General features: G+C 71.1%; 11 protein-coding genes and 1 tRNA gene. 7 read left to right on the top strand and 5 right to left on the bottom strand.

The genetic code is table 11. The features are described from left to right. Positions 1-143: 143 nt before the first annotated feature. From FB047_RS08195 to FB047_RS08180, 4 genes are all read right to left on the bottom strand, one after another. Positions 144-220 (bottom strand) — tRNA-Pro (locus FB047_RS08195). Positions 221-355: 135 nt separating this feature from the next. Then, positions 356-1,864: a hypothetical protein gene (locus FB047_RS08190; protein WP_136586688.1), complete on the bottom strand. Its 1,509-nt coding sequence runs from the start codon at positions 1,862-1,864 to the stop codon at positions 356-358. A gap of 113 nt (positions 1,865-1,977) precedes the next feature. Beyond that, positions 1,978-2,901, bottom strand: a complete 924-nt coding sequence (locus tag FB047_RS08185) for a metallophosphoesterase (RefSeq protein ID WP_136586687.1) — start codon at positions 2,899-2,901, stop codon at positions 1,978-1,980. Next, entirely contained in the window at positions 2,898-5,600 is a 2,703-nt protein-coding gene (locus FB047_RS08180) for a transglycosylase domain-containing protein (RefSeq protein ID WP_136586686.1), read from the bottom strand. Before FB047_RS08180 ends, FB047_RS08185 begins: the two co-directional genes overlap by 4 nt. 116 nt (positions 5,601-5,716) lie before the next feature. On the opposite strand from FB047_RS08180, the gene FB047_RS08175 reads away from it, so the two are divergent. The 5 genes from FB047_RS08175 (at position 5,717) to FB047_RS08155 (ending at position 8,635) form a co-directional block, all read left to right on the top strand. Further along, on the top strand, positions 5,717-5,935 hold the full coding sequence (locus FB047_RS08175) for a Sp36 family protein (protein WP_108317699.1): 219 nt from the start codon (positions 5,717-5,719) through the stop codon (positions 5,933-5,935). Next, positions 5,932-6,399, top strand: a complete 468-nt coding sequence (locus tag FB047_RS08170; protein WP_136586685.1) for a RidA family protein — start codon at positions 5,932-5,934, stop codon at positions 6,397-6,399. The genes FB047_RS08175 and FB047_RS08170 overlap by 4 nt, the downstream gene beginning before the upstream one ends. A 158-nt stretch (positions 6,400-6,557) precedes the next feature. Beyond that, positions 6,558-7,262 (top strand): phosphatase PAP2 family protein, encoded by a 705-nt coding sequence (locus FB047_RS16885; RefSeq protein WP_167494182.1) that lies wholly within the window; start codon positions 6,558-6,560, stop codon positions 7,260-7,262. Positions 7,263-7,349: 87 nt separating this feature from the next. Beyond that, positions 7,350-8,288 carry a hypothetical protein gene (locus FB047_RS08160; protein WP_136586683.1) on the top strand — a complete coding sequence of 313 codons (939 nt, stop codon included), beginning with the start codon at positions 7,350-7,352 and terminating at the stop codon, positions 8,286-8,288. Next, the gene (locus FB047_RS08155; protein WP_136586682.1) at positions 8,285-8,635 is read left to right on the top strand and encodes a GntR family transcriptional regulator; all 351 of its coding nucleotides are present in this window, start codon (positions 8,285-8,287) and stop codon (positions 8,633-8,635) included. Before FB047_RS08160 ends, FB047_RS08155 begins: the two co-directional genes overlap by 4 nt. 160 nt (positions 8,636-8,795) lie before the next feature. On the opposite strand, the gene acs is transcribed toward FB047_RS08155, so the two are convergent. Continuing rightward, positions 8,796-10,763 (bottom strand): acetate--CoA ligase, encoded by a 1,968-nt coding sequence (acs, locus tag FB047_RS08150; RefSeq protein WP_136586681.1) that lies wholly within the window; start codon positions 10,761-10,763, stop codon positions 8,796-8,798. A gap of 462 nt (positions 10,764-11,225) precedes the next feature. Between acs and FB047_RS08145 the strand changes: the two genes are divergently transcribed. Both FB047_RS08145 and FB047_RS08140 read left to right on the top strand, forming a co-directional pair. Beyond that, positions 11,226-12,188, top strand: a complete 963-nt coding sequence (locus FB047_RS08145) for a TadA family conjugal transfer-associated ATPase (protein WP_205822854.1) — start codon at positions 11,226-11,228, stop codon at positions 12,186-12,188. Beyond that, the gene (locus tag FB047_RS08140; RefSeq protein WP_240752678.1) at positions 12,185-13,051 is read left to right on the top strand and encodes a pilus assembly protein TadB; all 867 of its coding nucleotides are present in this window, start codon (positions 12,185-12,187) and stop codon (positions 13,049-13,051) included. The genes FB047_RS08145 and FB047_RS08140 overlap by 4 nt, the downstream gene beginning before the upstream one ends. Positions 13,052-13,113 lie beyond the last annotated feature (62 nt).

Raw genomic sequence — 13,113 nt, 5'->3', positions numbered from 1 at the left:
GGCTCCCGCGCTGCGGGGTTGCGCCGGGTGCCTGCAGTCGTGGAAACGGAGAAGGACTCCCGCTCCGGGCGTTGCGCCGCTTGCCTGCAGCGGGGAAACGGAGAAGGGCTCCCGCTCTGCGGAAGCCCTTCTCCGTGATGCGATGGTCGGGGTGACAGGATTTGAACCTGCGGCCTCGTCGTCCCGAACGACGCGCGCTACCAAGCTGCGCCACACCCCGTTGCAACTTGAAAAGTCTACCCTGTCGCGGGCCATGCTCCGAACCACGGGACGCTCCGGGCGCGCCGCGTCCCGAATGCGCGCGCTGTCGCACAGGTGGCGACGACCCGCTGACGAGCGGATCGTCGCCCCCGGGTCAGGATGTCGGCATCCGTCGACGACGTGCGACCGCCCAGGCGAGAACGCCCACGCCGGCCGCTGTGACAGTCACTCCGATGCCGCTCGCGGCGGCCATCCCCGGGATTCCGGTCGCGGCGAGAGACGCGGCCGGCGCGGCCGCGGGAACAGGGACGGCCGCCGAAGGCGAGGCCAAAGGGGCGGCGACGGCGGTCGGGGTCGGGCTCGCGGTCGGCGCCACGGGAGCGACCTGCTCCGTCTGCGACGGCGAGGCGAATCGCTCCACCCAGCGGTAGCCCGGGGCGACGAACGGCGCGTCGTCCGGTGTCTGCTCCGCACGGTCGATCCGCCACACCGCCGTGTACACGCCCGGGCCGGGAAGCGGCGGTGCCTGCACCGTATAGGTCCCCGGTCCGACCGTCGGGTCGGTACGAAGGGTGAGCTGCAAGATGGGCGCGAGGTTCGCGGGGATCTCGTCGGACTCGGCCGGCCACGCGTTCGTGCGGTACACGTCCGCCGTGGCCGTGAGAGTCGTGAACGATCCGTCGCTCCGACGCGGCCACACGCCCTCGAGGGGGCTGACCGTCACCTGGTCGACGAACGCCCCGTCGACGAGGCGCGCCGTCGTCCGGATGCGCGGGGAGAAGCGCACCGGGCGAGGTGCGGCATCCTGGGTCGACAGGTCGAAGGTCCAGGGGGCGGCCGGCCCCGCGGACTCCTGCTGTCCCGGTGTCGAGAAGTAGCGGATGGCCGCCGCGCGGACGGTGAACGAGCCCGAAGCCCGCACGACGTACGGTCGGCCGTCGACGGACGCCGACGCGGGCGCGACGATCGGGAACGTGTCCCCGGCTCGGACGTTCTCGCGCACGGCGGATCCGGTGTCGGTGAAGACGGCGTTCTCGAGGTGGACGGAGCCCGTCGCGGCAGGGTCGATGTCGACGGTCAGCGCGCCTTTCGTGGGGTCGTCGGCGTCGGTGGTCAGGGTCAGCGACCCGCTCGTGCGCGGAACGGGAATCGCTTCGGCCTCGGCGAGATAGCGCTGCGCGCGCTCTTGGACGGCGCTGCTGTTCTCGGGGCTCGCGCGCCGCATGATGAAGTCGATCGCCCCGGCGAGGTCGTCTCCCTCGTAGCCCCACGAATGCAGGGTCGTCTGCCGATCGACGATCGCCTTGACCGCCCAGCCCACGCTCGCCGCCTGCACCGGATCATCGGTCTGGCCGTAGGCGGTCACGAGGTGGTTGATCGAGACGAGCTGCTGGGGAGTGAGTCCGTTGACGTCGCTCGAGGTGCCGTGATCGGTCGTCGCATCCGTCGCCACGGGGAGCCCCGGATGGATGCAGTACGTGTGCACGTCTCCGACGCGCATGGATCCGTGCCATCCCGTGCGGGAAAGCGGTGCCCAGGTGCCGAAGCCGGTGCCGCGGTCGGCGGCGACGGCGGCCGGGGCGCCGGCGAGCGTGCCGATCAGGACGGTGAGCAGGAGGAGGGCGGCGGGCAGTCGCCGTGGCGGCGACGGTGGACGGTGCATGGGTCTTCCCTTCGGTCGAGGACTTCGATCGTCGGGGAAGCGCGGGAGGCGGATAGCGCGAAAGAGGCCGATCCGTGGATGGATCGGCCCCTTTCCCGGCGGGGGAGGAGTGGTCAGCGAGGGAGCAGCGTGAGCAGACTCGCCTCGGGGCGGCACGCGAAGCGCACCGGAGCATAGATCGAGTGCCCGAGGCCCGCGCTGACGTTCAGCGGCACGCTGCGTCCGCCCGAGGACCACTCGCTCAGCCCGCGCGCCTGGTCCAGCGGCAGGTCGCAGTTCGACACGAGGGCCTTGCGGCTGAACGGCACGCGTACCTGACCGCCGTGCGTGTGACCCGCCAGCAGGACGTCGGCCCCGAAGTCGACGAACGTGTCGAGGGTGCGGGTGTAGGGGGCGTGCATCACGCCGAGGGTGAGGTCCGCCGCTGGCAGGGATGCCAGCACGGGAGGGATCAACTCGGGCTTGTCCCACTTGCGGTGGGCGTCGTTGACGCCGAAGGCGGTCACGCGCAGTCCCTTGACCTCGACCGACACCGCGGTGTCGTCGAGGACGTGCCACCCCAGGTCGTCGGTGAAGAACCGGTCGAGCGCGTCGACGTCGAGGTGCTTGTGCGCGGGGAGGTTGCCCGAGGGGCCGATGAAGTAGCGCAGCGGATTGCGGGGCGCGGGCTCCTGGAAATCGTTGGAGCCGTGCACCACGAGACCCGGAACGCCGCGGAGGGGCGAGAGGGCGGAGCGGATGCCGGTGAGCCCGTCGCGGTGCCCGAGGTTGTCGCCCGTGTTGATCACGAGGTCGGGGGAGAGCTCCGCCAGTCGGGCCATCCACTCCTGCTTGCGGTGCTGCCACGGCGCCATGTGGGCGTCGGAGACGTGCAGGACGCGCACGGGCTCAGCGCCCTTCGGCAGCACGCGCAGGGCGTGGTAGCGGACCGTGAAGAGGTAGCGTTCGATCCCCATCCCCCACACGGCCGCCCCGACGGCGGCCGCCCCCGCTACCCCGAGGGGCGCGAGGGCGGCCTTCACCACGGGACGGGTCACGAGGGGCAGTCCTTCGCGACGATCGTCAGGGTGATGTTGGTGTTCTTGTTCGCGGACGAGCCGCCGGCCGGGTTGGTCGAGACGACCTGTCCCTCCGCCGGAGCCTTCTCGTCCTTCGAGCACGAACCGATGGAGACGGTGCCGAAGCCCGCGGACAGCATCGCGGCGCGCGCCGAGCTCACCGGCTGGCCGGCCACGTCGGGCACGGTCCCGCCCTGGCCGTTGCCGGGGTTCAGCGTGATGACGGAACCGGCCGGAGCGGATCCGCCGCCGGGGTTCTGCGCCGCGACGCGGTCGTTTCCGAAGTCGGCGTCGACCGGGTCGCCGATCGAGACGCGGAAGCCCGCGTTCTCGAGGGTCGATCGGGCGCTGTCGATGGACTGACCGACGACGTTCGGCAGATCGCGCTGCTGCGTGCGCAGCGAGCTCGACGGCGGATCGGGGAATCGATCGCCGCCGTAGAACTCGTCGGCGGCGCGCTGGGTCGCCTTGGCGATCGAGTAGCGCATGTCGGACAGCTGCTGGCCGTTCGAGTACTTGCCGAACAGGGTCTGGATGCCGCGCCAGTTGCCGACCCACACCGCGGTGGTGACCTTGGTCGAGGACTCGATCATCCAGGTGTTCCAACCCTCGTGCGTACCGGTCTTGCCGAGCACGGGAGTGCCGTCGCCCGGGTTCGCCGAGGCACCCGTTCCGCCGCTGGTCATGACCCCCTGCAGCGCGTATCCGGCCGCGGCGGCCACATCGGCGGTCAGCGCCGGCTGGCAGTCGCGCTCAGGAATCCGCCGCTCGGCGCCGTCGCTGTCGGTCACCTTGTCGATCACCTTCGGCTGGCAGTGCGTACCGCCGTTGGCGACGGTGGCGTAGGCGCCCGCCATAGCCAGAGGCGAGACGGGGTCGTTTCCGATCACGTTGTTGGCGACGGCCATGTCGATGTCGGTGCCGTTGCCGCGCGTGACGCCGAGCTTCTTCGCGGTCTTGGCGATGTCGCACAGGTCGAGCTCAGAGGCCATCGCGAGGTAGCCCGTGTTCAACGAGTCGCGCGTGAAGCGAAGCGGTGTGCCCACGTATCCCGGGTTGTTCGCGAAGTTCTGGATGGTGTCTTTCTTGTCGAAGTTGATCCAGTCGCCGGTGCACGAGTTCTTCATGTTCGGCACCGGGCCGAGACGACCGTTGAGGTTCTCGTTGAGGGAGTGCCCCTTCTCGAGCCAGTCGATGAGGGTGAACAGCTTGAACGTCGATCCGGCGTTGAAGCCGTCGGAGCCGCCGAACGTGCTGTCGCCGGCGAAGACGATCGAGTTGTACGACGGATCCGCCTCCGCCTGCGCCTGGTCCTGCGTGAACTTGGTGTTCTGCGCGATCGCGAGGACGCGACCGGTGCCCGCCTCGAGGCTGACCGCGGTCGAGCCGAAGTCCATGTTGGGGTACATGGCCGGCGCGTTGTCGTTCATCGCCTGCTGCGCGGCATCCTGGACACGCCAGTCGAGCGTGGTCTGGATGGTGAGACCGTCCTGGCGCAGCGCGCGCACGCGGTCGTCGGTCTCCTCGCCGAAGGCGGGGTCGTTCAGGATCGTCGAGACCACGTACTGGCAGAAGTACGGAGCGGCCGAGACGACGCAGCCCTGGTCGGTCGAGGTGATCTGCGGGGTGATCGGCTCGATCGCGAACTGCACGTATTGCTCGTGCGTGATCTTGCCGTCGGCCTCCATGCGGCTCAGCACGTAGAGCTGACGGCCCTTCGTCTCGCTGTAGCCGTCGGCGGCGTTCACGAGCTGCTCCTGCGTGATCTCGCCGTTGTCGCGGAGCGTGTACAGGGCTTGGATCGTGCCCTGGTCGACGTCGTCGATCGAGCCGTCGGGTGCCTTGTTCCACGCGGTCTCGCCGTCGTTGATCGAGCCCTCGGGGATGTCGATGCGGAACCGGTTGGGGTTCTGCACCATTCCCGCGAGAACCGCGGCCTGGCCGATGTTCAGCTGCGAGGCCGGGACGTTGAAGTACCGCTTGGCGGCGGCGTCGATGCCGTAGGTGACCCCGCCGAAGTTCGCGATGTTGAGGTAGCCGAGGAGGATCTGGTCCTTCGTGTACTCCTTCTCGAGCTGCACGGCGTAGCGCATCTCCTGGAGCTTGCGCTGGTAGCCCGCGGCGCCGTCGGACTGGATGGCCTCGAGGGCGCACTTCTGCAGGGCCTCGTCGCGCGTCATGGCGGGAGTGGTGTCGGTCGCGTCGACGGCCTTGGCGTCGCGCTCGCAGCGCTGCACGAGCACGTTCTTCACGTACTGCTGGCTGATCGAGGAGCCACCCTGGGTCTCGCCGCCCGAGGCGTTGCTGAGCAGGGCTCGGGTCGTTCCGATGAGGTCGACGCCGCCGTGCTGGTAGTAGCGGGGGTCTTCCGACGACAGGATCGCGTCGTACATGACCGGGTTGACCTGGTCGAAGGTGACCGGGGAGCGGTTCTGGTCGAAGAACTTCGCCAGCACCTGGTCGCCGGCCATCAGCGTCGTCGGCTGCATGAGCTCGTCGGGCTGCAGGTAGCTCGGCATCTTGTCGAAGATCGTGATGGCGCTGGAGGCGGCGGCGCCGGAGACGGCGATGGCCGGCGTCACGGCGGCGGTGACGAGGAGTCCGGCGACCGCGCTCAGGCCGACGAGGCCGACGATGCCGCCGAGGGCACCGCTAGCCGTTCGTTTGTTCTCGGGCATAGGCTTGATGCTAAGCGACGTTGCTGGGCGATGCCTCGAAGGCGTGCGCTCGCGCGCGCACCTATCCGATTCCGCGCGCGAGGTCCTCGCGCGCGGCGACCGCCGGGAGCCGTCACATGACCACGTGGGAATACCTCACCACGCCGCTGCTGATCCACAACACCGCCGCGATCCTCAACAACTGGGGCAAGCAGGGGTGGGAGCTCGTCCAGGTGGTGACCGGCCCCGAGGGCGGCCTGGTCGCCTACTTCAAGCGCCCCGTGGGCGGCGGGTCCGCCAACGCCGGTCTCGGTGCGGCCGAGGCCGCCGCGCGCCAGTTCGAGGGCCAGCAGTGAGCGTCTCGGAGCGCCTCGCCGCGCTGGGCGTCGAGGTCCCCGCGGTCGTGCCGCCGGTGGCGTCGTACATCCCCGCGAAGCGCCTCGGCGACCTCGTGTACACCTCCGGCCAGCTCCCGATGGTCTCGGGGAGCCTCCCCGCCACGGGCAAGGTGGGCGAGACCGACGGCCTCGTCGCCCCGGCGGATGCCAAGGGGTACGCGCGTCAGTGTGCGCTGAACGCGATCGCGGCTGCGGCAGCGCTCGTCGGCGGCGTCGACAACCTCACCGGTGTGCTCAAGCTCACCGGGTTCGTGGCATCCGTCCCCGACTTCACCGGGCAGCCGGGCGTCATCAACGGCGCGAGCGAGTTCTTGGGCGAGGTCTTCGGCGAGACCGGGGCGCACGCCCGCTCGGCCGTCGGCGTGCCGGTGCTGCCGCTGGACAGCCCCGTCGAGGTCGAGGTGGTCTTCACCGTCGCCTGACGCGACGCAGACGAAGGGCCGTGGACGCGAGGCGTCCGCGGCCCTTCGTCGTCGCGGCGCGCATCAGTGGGAGCGATCGGCGGGGGAGCGACCTCACCCCGTCTCCGCTCGGCGGGGACTCGGCGGATTCTGAAGATCGGAGGAGGACGATCACCCTCGTGACTCCTCCTCTTGCGTGGTCCGGCTCCCCGCTGACGACCCCTCCCGCGCGGCTGCGCCGCGCCGCCCTCATCGCCGTCGCGACCGTCTTCGGCCTCGTGCTGGTGGGGTTCGTGCTGCGCTTCACGAACCTCGACGTCGCGGCCTCGACGGCGATCCATCACCTCCGGCACGGCGTTCTCGCGCCGCTCGCGGAGGCCCTCTATCTCGCCCTGAAACCGGTGCCCGCGGCGATCATCATGCTCGTGTCGACGGTCGCGGTCGCCGGGCTGACCCGGTCGTGGCGGCAGGCCCTCGTCTTCCTGGGGACGATCGCGCTGACGTGGGGGTCGGCCGAGGCGATCAAGCTCGTCGTCGACCGTCCGCGACCGGGCCTGAGCGAGGCGGCGATGGCGACCGTCGGAAAGGCCGTCGACGCTTCGTTCCCGAGCGGTCACGTCGCCTTCACCGCGGCGTTCGTCGTGACGTGCGCGTACCTGGCGTGGGGAACGCGATGGCGAGCGTTCGTGATCGCGCCGGGGGCGCTCCTCGTGGCGTGCATGGTCGCCGCCGTCGTGATCGAGGGAGTGCACTACCTCGGCGACGCCTTGGCATCCCTCGTCTGGGTGGCGGGCATCTTCCCGGCGGCGCGCGGGCTGTGCGCGGTGGCGGTCGCGAGGGCGGATGCCGAGGTGCGGCGCCGACGCTCGCGTCAGGTGGTCTGAGCTCGCGGCGGCGGCAACGCTTCTCTTTGTGCTTCAGTGCTGGTACAAATAACTTGTATCCGGTGGGGAGTACAAGAGGGGGACTCGATGCTCGAGAAGATGTGGGAACGCGCTCCGCTGATCGTGGGGGAGCCGATCGGCGTCCTCGTCGTGGCGGTCGTGGTGGCGATCATCCTGGTTCGCACGCGACGTCGAGGAGAGACGGATCGCCCAGCGGCGTCTCACGCCGTCCGTGCGGGCGCCCTCTCCGTCGTCCTCGTGTGGGGCCTCGATCACCTCGTCAGTCGACTCCTCGTCGACTACCCGAGCATCGCCTGGTGGGCGTTCGCCGTGCCGATCGCGGTGGGGGCTGTCGCTCTCTGCGTCCGTCCGGAACCCCGCCGACCCGGAACGCGACGGACGGGCGCACCGACCGCGGTGGGAGTGCGGAGGTCGTGGTCGAGCTTCACGGATCCTCGCTTGCTGCGCGTCGCCGTCGCCCTCGGCGGGGTCCTGACGATCACGACCGTGTGCGCCGGGCTCGCCTCCTCTCCGGACGAGGCCGGGCGATGGGCCCTGCTCGTCTTCGGCGATGGCGGGACCACGAGCTTCTACGGGTGGGCGTACGGTCTTCCCGTCCTTCTCGCGACGGCCCTCCTGGCGGGGGTCGTGGGCGCGCGCCTGCGCCGCATCGCCGCACCGCCCTTCCCCGATGCGGGGGTCGCCGACGAGCGTCTCCGTCGGCGGGCGGCATCCGACGCCGTCGTCTCCGTCGCCCTCGGATCCGTCGCGCTCGCCGCGGGCGAGGTCTTCCACTTCCTCGGACGGGTGGGGCTCGGCAGCGTCGGGGCGGGCATCCCCGGGGTGGGGGACTTCACCTGGGGCACCCCGTACGCGGCATTCGCGGGTGCTTTCGAGGGGGCCGGCTGGCTCCTCTCGGTGGCTGCTGTCGTTCTGCTGCTCGGTCTCGCTGCGGGAACTCTCCCCCCGCAGCTCTTCGGACCTCGGATGCCGATGCGCCCGCGCCCCGAGACGCCGGTTCGATGAGTCCGACGGAGGAGGCCGTCACCTCGGCGATCATCGTGGAGCGGCTCCGGGGGCTCATCGTCAGCGGTTCCCTGGGTCGGGGGGAGAGGCTGCCGACGGTACGTCAGACGGCGGCGGACTTCGGCGTGGCGGTGGGGACCGCCGCGCGGGCGTTCCGTCACCTCGAGAGCGAGGGGCTCGTGGTGACCCGCACCGGCGGGGGAACACGCGTCGCCGACGACGCCTCGCCGCTTCCGGGTCCGGTGGTCGCGCGCGCACGCACCCTCGTCGATCTGGCGCGCGAGCACGGTGCGTCGATCGATGATCTGCAGAGCGCGCTCGCGGCGATCTGGGCCGAGACGGACTGAGCCGCGCCGAGTCGATCCCGCGTCCGCACGGCCGCCCGCTCCGCACGGCCGGCCCCTCCGCACGGCCGGCCCCTCCGCGCCGGGAGGCCCTCACCCCGAGGCGGAGGGGCGACGGCGGTCGTGGATGCCAGGGATCCCGGCATCCACGACCGCCGGTGACTCACTTCACCTGGGCGCTGATGACGCTCATGACGGCCGTGTCGGCCAGGGTCGTCGTGTCGCCGACCTCGCGTCCTTCGGCGACGTCGCGGAGCAGGCGACGCATGATCTTGCCGGAGCGCGTCTTCGGCAGCTCGCCCACGATGTAGACGTCGCGCGGTCGCGCGATCGGGCCGATCTGCTCGCCCACCCACCGGCGCAGCTCGTCGCCGAGCCCCTCGACGGGGTGCTGCTTCAGGTAGCGGCTCTTGATGATGACGAAGGCGACGACCGCCTGGCCGGTGGTCTCGTCCGAGGCGCCCACGACGGCCGCCTCGGCGACACCCTCGTGACCCACGAGCGCGGACTCGATCTCGGCGGTCGACAAGCGGTGGCCCGAGACGTTCATCACGTCGTCGACGCGGCCGAGCAGCCAGACGTCGCCGTCGTCGTCGAGGCGGGCGCCGTCGCCGGCGAAGTAGTAGCCCTTGTCGGCGAACTTCTCCCAGTACGTCTCGCGGTAGCGGTCGGGGTCTCCCCAGATGCCCCGGAGCATGCTCGGCCAGGGCTCGGTGACCACGAGGAGCCCGCCGCTGCCGTTGCCGACCGCATCTCCCGCGTCGTCGACGACGGCGATGGAGATGCCGGGGACCGGCACCTGCGCCGAGCCCGGTTTGGTCTCCGTCACCCCGGGCAGCGCCGAGATCATGATCGCGCCGGTCTCGGTCTGCCACCACGTGTCGACGATCGGCGTCTCGTCGGCCCCGATGATCTCGCGGTACCAGACCCAGGCCTCGGGGTTGATGGGCTCTCCGACCGATCCGAGCAGACGCAGCGACGACAGATCGAAGCTCTGCGGCACGTCGCGCCCGATCTTCATGAACGACCGGATCGCGGTGGGTGCGGTGTAGAAGACGGTGACGCCGTGGTTCTGGATGAGCTCCCACCAGCGGCCGGGGTGCGGGGTGTCGGGGGTTCCCTCGAAGAGCAGCTGCGTGGCGCCGTTGGCGAGGGGGCCGTAGGTGACGTAGGTGTGCCCGGTGATCCAGCCGATGTCGGCGGTGCACCAGTAGACGTCGGTCTCGGGGTGCACGTCGTGCACGACGCGGTTCGTGAAGGCGGCCTGCGTGAGGTAGCCGCCGGAGGTGTGCAGGATGCCCTTGGGCTTCCCCGTGGTGCCGGAGGTGTACAGGATGAAGAGCGGGTTCTCGGCCGGGAACGCCTCGGCCTCGTGCTCGGCCGAGGCCTGCGGCACGACGTCGTGCCACCAGATGTCGCGGTCGTCGGTCCACTCGACGTCGTTCTCGCCGCGCTTGACCACGAGGACGTGTTCGACGGTCTCCTGGATGCCGGACCCGTTGCGGTCGGCGAGGGCCTGGTCGACCGCGGGCTTGAGGGGGGAGACCTTGCCCTTGCGCCAGCCGCCGTCGGCGGTGATGACGAGCTTGGCTCCGGCGTCGTCGATGCGGGAGCGGAGGCTGTCGGCCGAGAACCCGCCGAAGACGACCGAGTGGACGGCGCCGATACGGGCGACGGCGAGCATCGAGGCGATCGCCTCGGGGATCATCGGCAGGTAGATCGCGACGCGGTCACCGCGCTCGATGCCCAGGTCGATCAGCACGTTCGCGAGGCGCTTCACCTCGTCGGTGAGCTCCGCGTAGGTGACGTCGCGCCGGTCGCCGGGCTCGCCCTCCCACCGGAGGGCGATGCGGTCGCCGTTGCCGGCCTCGACGTGACGGTCGAGACAGTTGTAGGCGACGTTGAGCTCGCCGTCGGCGAACCATTCCGCGAACGGGGGGTTGGACCAGTCGAGCACCCGGGTGAAGGGGGTGTGCCAGTGCAGCTCGCGGGCCTGGTCGGCCCAGAATCCCTCCCTGTCGGCGGCCGCGCGCTCGTACAGACTGCGGTCTGCGACGGCGTTCTCGGCGAAAGCGGCCGACGGGGCGAACCGCCGGGTCTCGTTGAGGAGGTGGTCGATCTGGCTGCTCATCGCGGCGCTCCTTCGCGTTCACATCACGCCCGCGTCGATGCGCGGCGTCCTGACCCTCGTCACGCTAGCCATCGCTCCGCGCGGAGGCCACCTCCGATAGTTGGCATCCGCGCAGCCGGGAAACAGGTGATATATCGCGATGAATAGGTCGTGGGAGTTGGCCGCGCCCCGCGGCGCGCGTACTCTGGTTGAGCCCGAACATCGCTTCCGGCACTCGCGTCGGGGGGAGCCCCCCAATTTTCCTCCGGCGCGCGGCGGCATCCCTCGCCCCCCACTGTAGGGATGCCGCCCCCTTCTTTTTCCGGGACGGTTTCCACGCCTCCTCCCCATCGGGCGGATCTGCTCGGCCCTCCACGGAACGGCCCGCGGGCCCGGCGGTGAGAGGGCGCTCTGCCTAGCGTCGAGGGCGTGGCATCCCTCGTTCCTCCCCTCCCGTCCGACACCTCCGCGCGCTCCGTCCCCGTGGAGCGGAGCGGCGATGATCCCGGTGCGGGCGACGAGGATGCCGCGGTGTCGTTCCTGCGACCGTTCCTCGACGATCCGCGCGTGACCGACCTCTTCGTCAGTGGCGCAGACGGTCTGTTCGTCGATCGCGGCGACGGGATCGAGCGGGTCCCGTCGTGGCGGGCGAGCGAGGCCGAGGTGCGACGTCTCGCCGTGCGTCTCGTCGCCCGCGGAGGGCGCCACCTCGACGACGCCTCTCCGTGCGTCGACGTGCGACTCGAACGCGGGGTCCGGGTGCACGCGGTGCTCGCGCCGGTGGCCGCTCGAGGAACGAGCATCTCGGTGCGCGTGCCGCGATGGAACGCCCCCGATCTCGACCTGCTGCATCGTTCGGGAATGCTGTCGACCGCGCAGCGGACGCTCCTCGAGGGCCTCGTCGACCGCCGCGAGAACGTGCTCATCACCGGCTCGACGGGTGCGGGGAAGACCACGCTGCTCTCCGCGCTGCTGTCGCGGGTCCCTTCCTCGGAGCGCATCATCACGATCGAGGAGGTCGCCGAGCTCCGTCCCGCACATCCTCATCACGTCGCTCTCGAGGCGCGGCAGGCGAACATCGAGGGCGCGGGAGCCATCACGCTCGCGCGTCTCGTCCGCGAGGCGCTGCGCATGCGCCCTGACCGTCTCATCCTCGGCGAGTGCCGCGGAGAGGAGCTGCGCGAACTGCTGATGGCCCTCAACACGGGGCACGACGGAGGAGCCGGAACCGTGCACGCGAACGGGCTCGCCGAGGTCGCGACGCGCCTGGAGGCGCTGGGAGCGCTGTCGGGGATGGATGCCGCGACCACCGCGCGGCAGGTGGTGAGCGCGATCGGCGCGGTGATCCACGTCGACCGTGCCGGCGGGCAGCGACGCCTCGCCGCTTGGGGCCGGCCCGTCCTGCGCGGCGGAAAGCTCGCGATCCGACGGGAGGAGGGATCGTGACCTCGCCCGATCCCTACGAGACCGTGATGCGGCTCGCCGTGCTCCTCACCGGGGGAGCGTCTCCCGCGCTCGCGTGGGGTCACCTGGGTGCCGGTGGCGACCCCACCGCGCTCGCGGCGGCGGCCGCGGCCGAGCGGGGAGACGACGTCGGCGCGGTCCTGAGCGCATCGGGCGGCGCGTGGGGCGACATCGCCGTCGTGTACGCCGTGGCGGTCGAGACCGGGGCACCCCTGGCCGAGACGCTGCGGTCGGTGGCCGGCTCGCTGCGCGACGCCGCCGAGGTGTCGGCCGAGGTGCGCGTCGTCCTGGCCGAGCCCCTTGCCACGGCGCGGCTGCTCGGGTGGCTGCCCGTCGCCGGTGTGCCCCTGGGGGCACTGCTCGGATCCGACACGATCGGCGTGCTGATCGGCGACCCGGTTGGTCGCCCCTGCCTGGTCGCCGGAGTGGTCCTGATCGCGGCGGCGCGGGCCTGGACGCGCCGGCTCGCGCGATCGGCGCGGCCGTCCTCGACCGTGCCCGGTCTCGACGCCGAGCTCTGGGCCGTCGCCCTCTCGGCGGGAGCGTCGCCCCAGCGGGCGCGGACGGTGATCGCCCGGCGCTCCCACGACGTCGACGAGCGGGCGTCGCGCGCCGTCGACGACACCCTCGATCTGGCGTTGCGGGCGGGCGTCCCTGCGGCTGAACTCCTGCGTGCCGACGCCTGGGCCGCCCGGCACCGGGCACGCACCGATGGGCGGGAGAAGGCGGCGCGACTGTCGACGCGACTATTGATCCCCCTGGGCGTGTGCACGCTGCCCGCCTTCCTCCTCCTCGCCGTCGTCCCCGTCGTCATCGGCCTGCTCCGCTCCGGGACGTTCCCCTGAGTCGGTGCCCGCCTCCCCACCTCGATTCGCCCTCTCATCCACCCCTGAAAGAAGGAGACCCC

It is taken from the genome of Microbacterium hydrothermale (assembly GCF_004854025.1).
Lineage (GTDB): Bacteria > Actinomycetota > Actinomycetes > Actinomycetales > Microbacteriaceae > Microbacterium > Microbacterium hydrothermale.
This window is presented reverse-complemented; position numbering and strand designations above follow the sequence as displayed.